This is a genomic window from Pseudomonas sp. Leaf48 (assembly GCF_001421885.1).
Taxonomy (GTDB): domain Bacteria; phylum Pseudomonadota; class Gammaproteobacteria; order Pseudomonadales; family Pseudomonadaceae; genus Aquipseudomonas.
This window is the reverse complement of sequence record NZ_LMLH01000008.1, coordinates 115,804-129,254: the sequence shown is the minus strand read 5'-3', so window position 1 is coordinate 129,254 and position 13,451 is coordinate 115,804. Positions and strand designations below refer to the sequence as shown.

Sequence of the window (13,451 nt, the reverse complement as noted above, 5' to 3'; positions counted from 1 at the left end):
CGCTCCATGACATGAATTGAGTGAAGTAGCTTTTCCAAAGCTGCACTTTAAACTTAGGCTATGTCATGGGACTGTCAAAAATGTGTACGTTACAGGATATGAAACAATCAGGGCTCGAGTCGGCGCTGCTGGTAGATCCAGTCGACAATCTCCCCGTCTGGGGCATAGCCGCTGACCGTATCGCGCAACAGCTGGCGGACGCGCGTGTAGTCGTCCTGATCCACCGCAGCCAGCAGCTCGGTCAACTTGCTCTTTAGTAAATCCCAGGACAGGTGATCTTCGTTGGCCGTCATGATCATCGGGTGCTGTGTGGCCGCCACGTTATCGCCGATCAGCAGCTCTTCGTAAAGCTTCTCGCCCGGACGCAGCCCGGTGAACTCGATCGCGATGTCGCCGTGCAGGTTTTTTTCCGAACGGACGCTCAAGCCGGACAAATGGATCATCTTTTCGGCCAACTCGACGATTCTCACTGGCTCGCCCATGTCCAGGACAAAAACATCACCGCCCTGCCCCATGGAACCTGCTTGAATAACCAGCTGCGCTGCTTCAGGAATGGTCATGAAGTAACGGGTGATCTTCGGATGCGTAACAGTCAGCGGACCGCCAGACTGGATCTGTTTGTGAAACAATGGAATGACAGAACCCGACGAACCGAGGACGTTACCAAACCGAACCATGGTGAAGCGTGTCTTGTTCACCCGCGAAACGTTAGTGTCGTCACCGAATAGTACTGGGGCTAGCTCTCGACTGAGCGCCTGTAGTGTCAATTCAGCAAGACGTTTTGTGCTGCCCATTACGTTTGTCGGGCGCACTGCTTTATCTGTCGATATCAAAACAAAGTTGGCAACACCCGCCATTAACGCGGCTTGAGCTGTATTGAGTGTACCAATCACATTATTTAGCACACCCTCGGCAATATTGTGCTCAACCATCGGAACGTGCTTATACGCGGCGGCATGGTAGACAGTGTCTACACGCCACGTTTTCATGACGTCGAGCAACTTCTCAGGATTGCGCACGGAGCCAAGAATGGGCAATAGACGGACGGATAAAGACTCACGTGCAATCCGCTGTTCAAGTTCGGACAAGATGCTATAGAGATTGAATTCACTGTGCTCGAACAACAGCAGCGTAGTTGGCTGCAAGGCTAGAATCTGTCGGCATAACTCTGAACCAATCGACCCACCGGCCCCGGTAACAAGAACAGACTGTCCCTTGATGCAATGTTCAAGCAAGTCGCCCTGAGCCGGGACCGTATCCCGGCCCAAGAGGTCAGCGATGTCCACTTCCTGGATGTCGTCGACCTTTACCCGCCCGCTGGCCAGGTCCATGAAACCGGGAACGCTTCGAACGTGAAGCGGAAAACCCTCGAGATATCCAAGAATTTCACGCCGTCTTCCACGGTTTGAAGAAGGGATAGCCAGCAGGATTTCCTGAGCTCCGGTGTTATCGATCATCTGCTGGATATGCTTGGGTTTATAGACCTGTAAACCAGATATAACCCTATCGGCAATTCCGCTATCGTCATCGATGAACGCCACCGGGCGCATGACGCGCCCCATCCGCAAGGCGGCAACCAACTGGTTACCCGCAGCCCCCGCACCGTAAATCGCTACTTTCGGCAAGCCATCGTCCCGATTGGTAAACGGGACATGCTGAGCCGCACTGAACCAGTCACCCAAAAAATACTGACGCATCGCCAGGCGAAGACCACCGATCATGATCAGGCTCAACCACCAGTAGTTGAAAATGATTGAGCGTGGGACGACACCAGTCACCCAAAAAATACTGACGCATCGCCAGGCGAAGACCACCGATCATGATCAGGCTCAACCACCAGTAGTTGAAAATGATTGAGCGTGGGACGAGGTTCTGGTGATTGCTGTACCAGTACACCGAAACACCTAAGATCAACGATGCCAAAGTGACGGCTTTGATAATGGCGATTAGCGCATCATTTCCAAAGTAACGCATGACAGCACGGTACATGCCAAAACGAATGAAAAGAGGAATAGCAATCAAAGGAGCGCTAATAAATAGCCAGACGTGCTGAATAATCGGGCTGACCATTTCCTCTGGTCCCAGACGTACAATAAACGCCATCCATAAGGCTACCCACACAAGAACGACGTCTGCCACAACCTGAATAAGCCGTTTTTGATGGCGTGGCAGCTCAAGTAACAGTTTGCGCAATTTATCCATAACCCCGTCGTACACCTCGAACTGCTACCAATTAATCATGCTGAAGAGTGTTCGTCTCCGACGCTCTCGTAACTGTGAAATAATCTATCTGGTGAACGTTGAACCCAATAGCACCTAAAGGGAGCCACAGCAGCATCACCGAGCGCGCACAAGGAATTCAAGCCTCTACCGATACTACTGAAAAGGACTGAAAACCTTGAGTAGAATGGGATCAGATAACCCGGAACTAAACGGTCGCTCGCCATTTCCCTCCCCCTACTAGCAAGAACTACCTTGCCAAAAGTAAATTGTGTGGTTCCAGACAGGTTAAGTCTTCACGGCCTGCTGCATAACTAAACGAATCACATCGCAGGTCTTTTCGATTTCAGCCTCAGTCAATGTTGGATGCACCAAGAACATCAAGCTAGTCTCACCCAGCTCTTTCGCAATCGATAATCGTACTTGTGGACGCCAGCCTGTGTCGTCGAACGCCTTTTCGAGGTAAACCTCAGAGCAAGAGCCCGAGAAACATGGAACGCCAAGAGCAGAAATCTCGGACAGAATACGGTCTCGGTTCCAGTCAGTTTTCAACTGCTGCGACTCTACGAATACATAACATTTATAGGCAGCGTGAGCATAGTTTTCGGAAACTACTGGAGCACGCAATCCCTTCAGCTCACGAGCCTGCGACCAAATACGCTCCGCATAATTGATTCGGCTAACACGCCACTGCGCCATCCGACGTAGCTGAATCCGACCTATGACCCCTTGCACTTCCAGCATCCGCCAGTTCGTACCAAAGCTTTCATGCAACCACCGAAAGCCAGGTTGATGGTCGCGTTCGTAAATGGCTTCCCAGCTCTTGCCATGATCCTTGAATGCCCACATTTTCAACCAGAGCGTGCGGTCATTCGTCGTAACCATTCCACCCTCGCCGCCAGTGGTCATGATTTTGTCCTGGCAAAACGACCAGGCGCCTATATGACCAATCGAACCTACTGGGCGTCCCTTATACTTCGCACCATGTGCCTGGGCGCAATCTTCAATAACCTTGACATCATGAAGTGCTGCCAACTCCATGATCGGATCCATATCACAAGGCCACCCGGCTAAATGCACGCAAATAATACCCCGGGTACGAGGTGTCAAAACGGCCTGGATCGTCTGTGCACTGATGTTCTGGGTATCGCGGTCAATCTCGGCGAAGACCGGAATCGCACCGGCATTGACAATGCTGGAAACTGAAGCGAGAAAGGTGCGAGGCGTGACAATGACTTCATCTCCAGGCCCAATACCCAGCGCGTTCAGTGCAAGGTCAAGTGCAACAGTGCCGTTCGCCAAGGCGATGGCATGTTCAGTGCCTGCCCATGTGGCGAATTCTTTCTCAAACTCGCGGCACTCTTGCCCGGTCCAGTAGTTGACCTTATTGGAAAGCACCACGTCGCGAACGGCATTGGCCTCTTCCTCAGTGAACGAAGGCCAAGGAGAAAATGGGGTATTCAACACGGTTTTTACCTGCTAACCATAATTAATAAATAATCGCCAATAATCCAGGGCGAACAATCAGTAACGTGTAAACGATGATTAAAGACTCAGGATCTCGCAATCGTCCGAGCTGGCACTCCTGCGACCATCATGTTATCAGATATATCGCAGATCACCGCGGCTCCGGCCCCCACCACAACGTTAGAACCTATGCTAATCACCTGCCTGACACAGGCACCGATACCAATCCAGCTTCCGTCGCCGACGGTTACTGCACCAGCCAACCGCGCACCAGGACTGACATGCACGCACGCCCCAAGAAGACAGTCGTGATCAATGCTACAACCGGTGTTCAGAATTGCCCCTTCACCAATGATCGCATAGGCATTGACTACTGCTGATGCAAACACGACCGTTCCCGACCCGATCTTGGCGTAGCGGCTTACTATCGAAGAAGGGTGCAGCAAAACAGGAAGTTGCGCTCCTGACGCTTTCAGCTCGTCAATTTTACGTTGACGGACACTGTTGTTGCCTATCGCAACAAGAACTCCATCAAACTCTCCTACGCGGCGTAGCAGGTCGCTGCTGTTTCCAACGACTGGCCATATCCCAATGCAAGACACTTGTGGCCATGCATCATCAAAGAATTCTATACCTTGCCACCCACAACACTCCGCCGTGTCAGCGACAACTTTTCCATGTCCACTCGCACCAAGAATTGCCAATCTCTTCATTTTTTTGACCCGGTGAACTTGGTCATTGTTACTTCACCCTCAGCGCTGATCCCATCCCTGATCAAAACTTTTTTGATGGTGAAAAAAATAATTTTTAAATCGAGCCACAACGACCGGTTGTCTACATACCAAACATCTAGTCTGAACTTTTCTTCCCAAGACAACGCATTGCGACCATTGATCTGTGCCCACCCGGTAACCCCCGGTCGCGCATCATGCCTGCGGACCTGCTCTTCGTCATAAAGATGCAGATACTCCATCAAGAGCGGGCGAGGCCCCACCAAACTCATATCCCCCTTGATGACGTTCCACAACTCCGGCAACTCATCCAGGCTGCTGGATCGAAGGAATCTGCCAAAATCTGTCATTCGCTCAGAGTCAGGTAACGGATTTCCGTTGGCGTCCAGCGCATCTCGCATAGTACGGAATTTAACCATCTCAAAGGGTTGACCACCGAGACCCGGCCTGACTTGTCGAAACAAAATCGGAGATCCCAATCGCTTGCGAATCAGGTATGCGACAATCGCAATCACGGGAGACAAGATAATCAACCCGGCTACGGATGCCACAATATCGAAGAAGCGTTTTGACATCTGAGGTCCTTGAAAGACGAATTATTGTTGGAGAAAAGCGTTGGAGTTCATTTTGACAAACGCTTGAAGTGCTCACCAAAACGCTTGACACCAACATGCAAGGACAGCTCTCTGTGATAGAACGCCAATCCGTTTTCAGCCATATCTTTGCGCCCTTGTCCCGAGACATTTATCAAGGCCAGCACTGCGTCCGCAAGAGCCTGCGGATTGTCTGACTCGCTGACAATTCCACAACCGGCGTCCCGCACAAGATCGGCAGCATCACCGTCTACCGCCATCAAGATAGGCTTACCGGCTGCCATATAGGCCTGAGTTTTAGAAGGAATAGTGATGGTGAACAAGGGATCCTTCTTCAAATGTACTAACAAGGCATCAGCGCTGGACAGATAGGCTCCAACCTCAGACATCTGAACAGCAGGGAGAAAGAATACATTGTCGAGCTGTCTGCTTTTGGCGAGTGCTTCCAGCCTGGACGCTTCGATTCCTCCGCCCAAGAAGATAAACGTTACTTGACTGGATTTTTCCTGCAACAAATACGCAGCGTCAATAACTGTATCTAGCGACTGCGCCTTGCCCATATTTCCAGCAAACAAAATTCGAAACCCAGTGCTGACAGGGAAATTGGCCGGTGGAATACTCGAGGTGGAACGAACCACATCTTCTGCACACCAGTTATAGATAATATCGATTTTTTTGGAAGGCACTCCCCTCTCGATCAATAGGTTCTTGAAACCGGGGGACAATACGACAATCTGATCTACATGACCGTAAACCCAATCACATACACGAGAAACAATTTTCAGGAGCTTCTCGTTGGAAAACATCCCTGTGGCCTTAAGCGTGTCAGGCCACATATCCTGAATATCGTATACCACAGGTACACGCCGAAAAAAACGAACGAGCGCCGCCGCAATACCTACCGTCAATGGAGGGTGGTAGGCATAAATGACATCCGGTTTCTTCGCTCGAAAAAGACCATACAGTAAAATACTGGCTGCAAAGCTGATGTAGTTAAAGAGTCGGCCGACCCCACTCTGCCCATGGCTAGGGTAGAGTGGTACCCGCGTCACATGGACGCCATCGATAAGTTCGCGCTGCAAGGGTTTGATCCTATAGCCAGGATACAATTTACCACCGGGATAATTTGGAAACCCGGTGACAACCTCGACTTCAAAGCCCTGCGCTACTAACTCACGAGCAAAGACCAACCCTTTGAACGTTGGTTCAGGGTCAAACCACTGAGTGAACAGCAAAACACGAATGGCCATTCGTATTAGTACCTTCTCCAAACAGTTCGCATAACATAATCACGATAGCTGTGAATGATTCGAACCACTTTCTCAGCGACGTTAGGCATACTGTAGTCCGCTACAAGACGCAGAGTGCGCTCTTCGTCACAGCCCTGACCTTCCAGTACCTGCAAGCCCTGCATTACCCGCTCAACCTCAAGACCAACCATCATTACTGCGGCCTCTTCCATTCCTTCTGGACGCTCATGAGCCTCTCGAATATTCAACGCAGGGAAGTTAAGAATGGAAGACTCTTCGTTAATCGTACCGCTATCAGAAAGCACTGCCTTGGAATCAAGCTGTAACTTGTTATAGTCCTTGAACCCCAATGGCTTAAGCAGGCGAATATTTTCATGAAACTTCACACCCATGGCGTCAACCCGCTTCTGGGTACGTGGATGGGTTGAAACAATAACGGGATAGCCATAATGATCGGCGACTGCATTCAGAGAAGCGACCAGCTTACCGAAATTTTTATCGGAGTCGATATTCTCTTCGCGGTGCGCACTAACAACGAAAAACTTACCCTTCTCAAGACCGAGACGAGCAAGGACATCAGATGCTTCGATGCCCTCACGGTAATAATTGAGCACTTCAAACATCGGGCTGCCGGTCTTGATTACCATGTCAGGCGAAAGACCTTCGCGTAGCAAGTAATCACGAGCGATCGTACTGTAAGTCAGATTGATATCCGCAGTATGATCGACAATACGACGATTGATCTCTTCGGGTACACGCATGTCGAAACAGCGATTACCTGCTTCCATGTGGAAGGTCGGAATCTTGCGGCGCTTGGCAGGAATGACTGCCATACAGCTATTTGTGTCTCCCAAGACCAACAGAGCCTCCGGTTCAATCTCGGCCAGGACGCGGTCCACACTAATGATCACATTACCGATAGTTTCGGCTCCAGTGGCACCCGCAGCGTTCAGAAAATGATCAGGTTTGCGGATCCCTAAGTCCTGAAAAAAAATCTCGTTTAACTCATAATCATAATTTTGACCGGTGTGCACTAGGACGTGGTCACAGTGTCGGTCGAGAGCGACCATGACACGAGACAAACGAATAATTTCCGGTCGCGTGCCTACAACAGTAACTACTTTCAGCTTTTTCATCACAATCCTCTACCTGATCGATAGGCTTCAAGGGCACACTGATAATGCATAGGTGTCCGGATGCTCACGATCAAATATTTCATTTGCCCATAGCATCACAATCAGCTCATCATTACCGACATTAGTAATGTCGTGGGTCCATCCCGGCACTGTTTCAACAATTTTCGGCAAATCGCCTGTCGTCAGCAACTCGTAAAATTCTCCAGAATCAATATGACGAAAACGGAAATTTGCAGTGCCCTTAATCACAAGAAATTTTTCAGTCTTTGAGTGATGGTAATGACCGCCACGCGTGATACCGGGAAATGCTGTAAAATAGGAAAATTGTCCTGAGTCCTTTGTCTTGAGCATCTCCACAAATACACCGCGAGGATCTCCATACTTAGGAACCTCATAAGTAAAAGACTCGGGTGGAAGATAACTCAGATACGTTGAATAAAGAGCGCGGACAAACCCTTCACCCACTGCTTCGCTAATAAGCGTCGACCGGCTTTCGCGGAACGTTTGTAACTGAGCAGCCAATGCACCTACCGTTGTAGAATAAACGGGTTGAACGACGGCAGCCGACTCTTTTGAAATACGACCATCCATAATTTCGATAAAATGACGAACTACGTCATCCACATAAACCAAATTAAGAGAAGCACTTTCATCGTGAATATGAATAGGCAAGCCATGTGCAATATTATGACAAAATGTCGCTACCGCTGAATTGTAATTAGGTCTTGCCCACTTTCCGAACACATTAGGAAGACGAAAAATGTGTACGTTGATCCGATTTTTATCAGCCAACTCGCTCAAAGCTTTTTCCGCTTCGAGCTTGCTCCGACCATATGGATTGTCTTGATCAGCCTGAGTTGACGATGTATATACAAGAGATATCTTTCGGTTGCTAGCCGCGACGGCATCACAAACAATCCGCGTAAGGTCGCTATTACCACTTACGAATTCGTCCGGATTCTGTGGTCGATTAACTCCCGCCAGGTGAAAAATACAATCAGCTTCAGCGACTAACCCCCCAAGCAACGCCGGGTCGTCTCCGCGAACGAATGAAAGCACTTCGACATCCGCGCGCTCGCGAAGATGAACAGCAAGATTCTTGCCAATGAAACCGCTGGCACCGGTGATTAGTACCTTCATCAATCATTCCTCCGGAGTGACAATTTCACCACGCTGGATGGCCTTCATAAAATCCAGCTTGAGCAATAGTTGCTGCATACCTCCTACATCCAGACGCTGGGTATTATGAGAGTTATAATCCTCCATTCGAGAAATTTTTTCCTCACCCTGCTCAACAAATTTACTATAGTTCAAATCCCGCAAGTCAGGCGGGACACGGAAATAGTCACCCATATCCTCCGCACACGCCATTTCCTCGCGACTAAGAAGTGCTTCATAGAGCTTTTCGCCGTGCCGAGTTCCTATAACCTGGATTGGATGTTCAGGTTTACCGACCATCTGCGTCAGGGCCTGTGCAAGGACCTCTACCGTAGCTGCTGGAGCTTTTTGAACAAATAAATCCCCATTATTTGCATGTTCAAACGCGTACAACACCAATTCGACCGCATCGGCCAATGTCATCATGAATCGCGTCATATTAGGGTCTGTTATGGACAGAGCCTTACCCGCACGAATTTGCTCTATAAACAACGGAATTACCGATCCACGAGACGCCATAACATTACCGTATCGCGTACCACAAATTACGGTTTTAGCCTCATCGACGTTCCGGGATTTTGCCACCATAACCTTTTCCATCATTGCCTTTGATATACCCATTGCATTAATTGGATATACCGCCTTGTCAGTACTCAGGCAAACAACACGACGGACTTCATTTTGAATTGCAGCTTCCAATACGTTATCGGTGCCAATAACGTTAGTTTTAACGGCTTCCATAGGGTGAAACTCACAGGAAGGCACTTGCTTCAAAGCTGCAGCATGGAAGATATAATCCACACCACGCGAAGCATTCAAAACACTTTGATAATCGCGAACATCCCCGATATAAAATTTCAACTTTGAGCTGGAGTAACGCTTACGCATATCGTCTTGTTTTTTTTCATCACGACTAAATATGCGGATTTCGGCAATATCAGTATCTAAAAACCGCTTAAGGACCGCGTTACCAAAAGATCCGGTACCACCGGTGATCATTAGAGTTTTATCTGTAAACATATTATTCCCCAGTCCAATCTCATATGCTCTAAAGCAAAAATCCGCTTATCAGCTAGCACTCATCCTAGCTCAGCCAATCGCCAATTGCCAATACCAATCACATCAAATTAGATCATCAGTCAAGTGATGCGACGCTTTACGCACTTGCAAATTCTCAAGGTACCATTTCTGCCCTGAACACCCAACCTGAAACAGCTCATCTGTCGAAAGCTTATAAGCAGCTTCAAAGCTCTCAACTAGCTTAGAGTGAGACTTCGGCGAAGCACTCCAACCACCCCTTATTTCCTCTTCAAGAATACTTCCGAAGTCGGTAGCATCCTCTACATAGGCAAGCACAGGAACGGCAGCTCTGAAAAAGTCAACAGCTTTCGAAGGAAACGTGGGCACAGATACGTGCCCCGAATTAAATACAAAACCCAGATCGGCGCCTTTAAGAAAGCGCATATATTCTTCCCTAGGTCTAAACCCCTTATAGCGAACGATATCTAACACATCATTTGCTTTTATATCATTGAGTATTGCATCTCGTTCCGGGCCATCACCAAATATATAGAAAACAGAGTCGATTCCATTCTTTTTTGAATGTATCGCCAACTCGATTAACTTATCAATTCCGCGCCCTTTGATAAGTTGCCCGCCAAACACACAGACCAATTGGCCCTGGATCCCTTCCGATGCCCTCACCTCAAGATACACCTGCTTATTTCTTACTTGAATGTCATTGGGGCCCCAAAGATATAAAACTTCTGACTGAACACCAGACCTAACTTTATAGTTACGCTTAAAAAATTCGAGATTTTTTGGAGACATCAGACCAATACGATCATAACCACTACAGGCCTTTGTTTCGATAAACTTTAAGAGGGGCGCCCCCCAATTAGGTAGCAAACCCAACTGCAAATGATAAATTGGAAAAAAATCCCAAAGTATAAGATATGACGATTTGACTCTTCGTTTCAAAGCTTTGAATATGGGGTGCATAACCATGGCAGGCGAATAGTTGATCACCAGATCGTATTGTGACTGAGACAAGTACTTTTTAACATTTGAAATATTTAGACGCGCGGCAAGAAACCACTTTAAGACCTGGCCAACCCTTCCGTTTAAATTACCAACCATAGCTGATAACACGTGAATTTTTACGCCATTTTTTTCAACAAAAGAGTAGTGCTTATGTTGCCCACTCCAATCTAGAAAAACCACCTCCACACTATGATTAAGCGCGAGCTCCTCAGCCAAACTATCCGTCAACCAAGAGTGACCACTCTGAAGAGAGTAACTACTACACAGCATTAGAATTTTCAACTTGGCGCCTCTTAAAATAACAAAAAACCCACATGCACATTACAGAAGCGCATACCACATACGCAACCACATAGGACAAACCCACCCCTTCAACGTTACCACGAGATTGCAACAGGTGATAGAATACAAAAAACAGAACACCTTGCAACACTTCGAAGAGCAATGCACCGCTGTAACGCCCGGCAGATATTAAAGTAAACGAACAAAATAACGCAACCCCTCTAAAATAATCACCAATCAAATAATAAGAAAAATAATTTCTTGCAGTTTTATATTCCCCACCGAACAACAAGTGCACAATAATATCGCGAAGATAAAATACACTCACCGCCACAGCAAGATAAACCACTGAAATAGCAATTAACTTTCTCTGCCAACCAAACCAACTTATCGCCGCCAGATTTTTCGTAAAATATGGAAGGAGAATGGCAGAGCAAAACAACCCATAGAACTGCTGCATGGTGTCAGAAAACTTCACTGCAACCTGCCAGTTACTTAGTTCCACTCCACCATAGAGCTGGAGAAACAATTCTCTCACCAGGATCCCAACGAATGGCAATGATGCGAGGCCGGCATAAACTATGACGCAATACTTCAAGATCGCAAAAAAACCACCATCTACACAGAGCCCTTTGAAATCGAGTCGAATACGCTCTGGAAATGATCTGATTAAAAACAACACAGGGAGGGCGTACGATAAAGGCATAATCCAGTAGATAGCCTTAATAGAATCTGTTTCCACTGCAACAAAAATAATAAACAAATACACCATAGACGCCGCAACGTTCGAAAAGGCGAACAACTTCAGCCTTTTTTTGGCCAACGCCAACGCCATCAAACAACCATAAATATTTGATATATAAAACACCAGCAGACAATACAATAAAAAAAACCAACTAACCTCACCAAAAAAAATATACGTTTCTAAATGACCTTTGAAGCCAATCATCAATAACGCGAGTAAAAATAAAAAAATTATTCCATAGGAAAATACAACAGAAATCTCTTTTTCTGATGAAATCACATCGTTAGTTTGCGAAAGCCTATTCACCAAATAATTTATTGCCCCACCTAACGAAAGGCCAAACACAATCGCCATAAATGCCATAAACTGTGTTATATAACCAAAACCTTCAGCGCCTAGCTTTATCGCCAAAAACCGTAAAACCGCCAACGCGCAAAACATCTTTACGGAAAATGAAACCCCTATATAAAGAACGCCTTTCATTGTCCACCCCCAAGCCACTGAGAGTCATATTCTTTATAATATTTTAGCGTACGTTCTTCACCATCATTACCTTCTCCGCTCAACCACCGCTCATACATGTTGTAATAGGGGGTGTACGGAAAAAACAGCGGCCCACTAACCTCATGCAACAGCACCATAAAACTAACCATCAAAAAAGCCACGCCGCAAACCAACCTATTGAAAACCTTCATTCGCATTATAATTGTGAAGAACAAATAAAATAAAGGCATCAACGCAAAATACTTAAGCCGATCATGAAAAATCGGATACTTCCAGAAAGCCAACAATGCGATCATATATATATAACTCAAATTCAGCATTAGCTTTTCATTTTTATCTTGCTGAATCCGAAACACCAGGAAAACATACATAGAAACCATAACCAGCTTGTATAAAAACTCTCCTACCCCTCTCTGATAGGTTAGGCCCAACATCAAATAGAAATTTAGTTTCGAACTAACAAACTCCGGCATAACCCCTGAAACAACTTGAACTACACCTCCAGCTAAATCGATGCCTGCAACATACATAACAGCAAACAGAAACAAAAAAAACAGTGTAATCGTTCGAGGAAAAGACAATCGTGCCAACAACATCAGCAAACCAATCACGATAGAAAAGGTATGAAACAACGAGGCCAATATAACTAACAACAGAAACTTTACATTTTTCCCCTTTAGTATAAAAAGCAATGCCAAAGACAAAAAGGATAACGCAACAGACATCCTTAAGACACCCATTTGCAGCACAAGGAACAACCAGCATAGGTAAACCAATAGCCCGGTCACCGCCCCTCTTCCAAGTACACTGTTCAACCTCAGGAAGGCGTAGCAGTTGAAGATACCAACCAAAAACTGCACCCACCAAAAACTCAAACCGAGGAGGCTCAAAGCATAAAGAAACACCGAAAAACCTAACTCAGATCCGTTATCTCGTCCGAACGAGATTGCAGCTGCCAAACTGCCACTCTCAGATACTCCCTTATATATAAATTTGTAAACATACCAATCGTAACCGGTATCATCACGCAATCCAGCTACGATAACAAAATAGACAAATGCGAAAAAGACTGAAAGTCCGAAACTTTTGACTCGCGAACCACAAGCAAGTTCGCAAAAATACATTGGCACTAATGCGATGGCTAACCAGATATAAAACAAAACAAAATCTCCATTACGCCAAACTATTACTTGACCAACGGTCATCCTGATAGCAACTGGCCATAGCACCCCTTGACGATTGTAATTTTCTATTGAGATGAAAATCAACTTCGCAGGAGCCATTTTCTCATCTACATTGGCACAGCCTACTTTGCCAAACCA

Annotated in this window: 10 protein-coding genes and 1 pseudogene; all 11 read right to left on the bottom strand. The window is 46.8% G+C overall.

Annotated features, from left to right (window positions below; genetic code table 11):
- Positions 1-107: 107 nt before the first annotated feature.
- Positions 108-2,202, bottom strand: a pseudogene (locus ASE98_RS08295) (polysaccharide biosynthesis protein).
- Between the two features lie 306 nt (positions 2,203-2,508).
- Positions 2,509-3,687: a DegT/DnrJ/EryC1/StrS family aminotransferase gene (locus ASE98_RS08290; RefSeq protein WP_060540892.1), complete on the bottom strand. Its 1,179-nt coding sequence runs from the start codon at positions 3,685-3,687 to the stop codon at positions 2,509-2,511.
- Between the two features lie 86 nt (positions 3,688-3,773).
- Positions 3,774-4,400, bottom strand: coding sequence for an acetyltransferase (locus tag ASE98_RS25685; protein ID WP_082457506.1), 627 nt, complete (start codon positions 4,398-4,400; stop codon positions 3,774-3,776).
- A complete protein-coding gene (locus tag ASE98_RS08285) occupies positions 4,397-4,993 on the bottom strand; it encodes a sugar transferase (RefSeq protein ID WP_060540891.1) in 597 nt (198 codons plus the stop codon). Before ASE98_RS08285 ends, ASE98_RS25685 begins: the two co-directional genes overlap by 4 nt.
- Before the next feature lie 47 nt (positions 4,994-5,040).
- A complete protein-coding gene (locus ASE98_RS08280) occupies positions 5,041-6,261 on the bottom strand; it encodes a glycosyltransferase family 4 protein (protein ID WP_060540890.1) in 1,221 nt (406 codons plus the stop codon).
- A gap of 5 nt (positions 6,262-6,266) precedes the next feature.
- Positions 6,267-7,397: a non-hydrolyzing UDP-N-acetylglucosamine 2-epimerase gene (gene wecB / locus ASE98_RS08275; protein WP_060540889.1), complete on the bottom strand. Its 1,131-nt coding sequence runs from the start codon at positions 7,395-7,397 to the stop codon at positions 6,267-6,269.
- Positions 7,398-7,424: 27 nt separating this feature from the next.
- Positions 7,425-8,537 (bottom strand): UDP-2-acetamido-2,6-beta-L-arabino-hexul-4-ose reductase, encoded by a 1,113-nt coding sequence (wbjC, locus tag ASE98_RS08270; RefSeq protein WP_060540888.1) that lies wholly within the window; start codon positions 8,535-8,537, stop codon positions 7,425-7,427.
- A 3-nt stretch (positions 8,538-8,540) separates the two neighbouring features.
- The gene (locus ASE98_RS08265) at positions 8,541-9,575 is read right to left on the bottom strand and encodes a polysaccharide biosynthesis protein (protein WP_060540887.1); all 1,035 of its coding nucleotides are present in this window, start codon (positions 9,573-9,575) and stop codon (positions 8,541-8,543) included.
- Between the two features lie 102 nt (positions 9,576-9,677).
- Positions 9,678-10,880, bottom strand: coding sequence for a glycosyltransferase family 4 protein (locus tag ASE98_RS08260; protein ID WP_156465484.1), 1,203 nt, complete (start codon positions 10,878-10,880; stop codon positions 9,678-9,680).
- Positions 10,858-12,108, bottom strand: coding sequence for a hypothetical protein (locus tag ASE98_RS08255; protein WP_060540885.1), 1,251 nt, complete (start codon positions 12,106-12,108; stop codon positions 10,858-10,860). The genes ASE98_RS08260 and ASE98_RS08255 overlap by 23 nt, the downstream gene beginning before the upstream one ends.
- On the bottom strand, positions 12,105-13,412 hold the full coding sequence (locus tag ASE98_RS08250) for an EpsG family protein (RefSeq protein ID WP_060540884.1): 1,308 nt from the start codon (positions 13,410-13,412) through the stop codon (positions 12,105-12,107). Before ASE98_RS08250 ends, ASE98_RS08255 begins: the two co-directional genes overlap by 4 nt.
- Between the last annotated feature and the right edge of the window lie 39 nt (positions 13,413-13,451).